Origin of the sequence: Cryobacterium sp. MLB-32, from assembly GCF_000738085.1 — a bacterium.
GTDB lineage: Bacteria > Actinomycetota > Actinomycetes > Actinomycetales > Microbacteriaceae > Cryobacterium.
Genome location: NZ_JPRS01000528.1, coordinates 1 through 698 on the forward strand (window position 1 = coordinate 1; position 698 = coordinate 698).

The following is a 698-nucleotide window of genomic DNA, read 5'->3' on the forward strand; positions in this document are numbered from 1 at the left end:
CAAGGTCGATCGCGTCGTCATTGGACTGAGTGAATTCCTCGAGCGCATCCTTGGCCAGGAGATAGTCTTCGTTCTCGTCCAGATACTGGGTCAATGCCTCGGTCGCGTAGAACGTTTTCGAACGACCAGTTCGCTCGGCCAGGTATTGCAATCGGCGTTCTGTTTCATCGTCAACGCGAAGATTGATCTGCGGCATGCGGAACCCCTCCTCAGAGTGCTATACAAATATAGCACCAGAAGTGTCGCCGCATGTGCGGATGCCTGGATTCCCTCCGCAGCAGAAACGGAAAGCTGGCCCTGCCCGCAAGCAGCCGGCCCCTATGGGAACGAATTCCTGCGCCACAGCGCGGTGGGTGGGCGTGGCGCATTATGCGTCACACGGGAACCGCCATCGGGACATCGGAGGTGTCCGGGGAACGGATACGCTTAGGGGCATCCCTCCGGGTAGCGATCATTGGTCTGACTGGGTGGGAGGATTGCCATGAACGATCTGAACATTTTTGTGCAGCTTCTGATCTTGATGACCAAGGGGGTGCTTCTGTGGATAGTGGTTCCCGTGGCGGCCATCTCTTGGATCGTGTTGTTTGGGATTACCAAGACCTCGCTTGGCTCTTGTCTAGGTTGGTTTGACCTGAACCTAAATGCTTTGATCCAGCGGGCCCTATTCAGGCCATTCATTCCTAACCCGCCAGCGTCAT

Annotated in this window: 2 protein-coding genes; one reads left to right on the forward strand and one right to left on the reverse strand. The window is 56.2% G+C overall.

Annotation, left to right across the window (positions count from 1 at the left end; translation table 11 throughout):
- The coding region (locus JF66_RS19765; protein WP_035880597.1) for a TraY domain-containing protein at positions 1-196 on the reverse strand (196 nt) is incomplete at its 3' end.
- A 285-nt stretch (positions 197-481) separates the two neighbouring features.
- On the opposite strand from JF66_RS19765, the gene JF66_RS24735 reads away from it, so the two are divergent.
- A partial coding sequence (locus tag JF66_RS24735) for a hypothetical protein (RefSeq protein WP_035880598.1) occupies positions 482-698 on the forward strand: 217 nt, incomplete at its 3' end.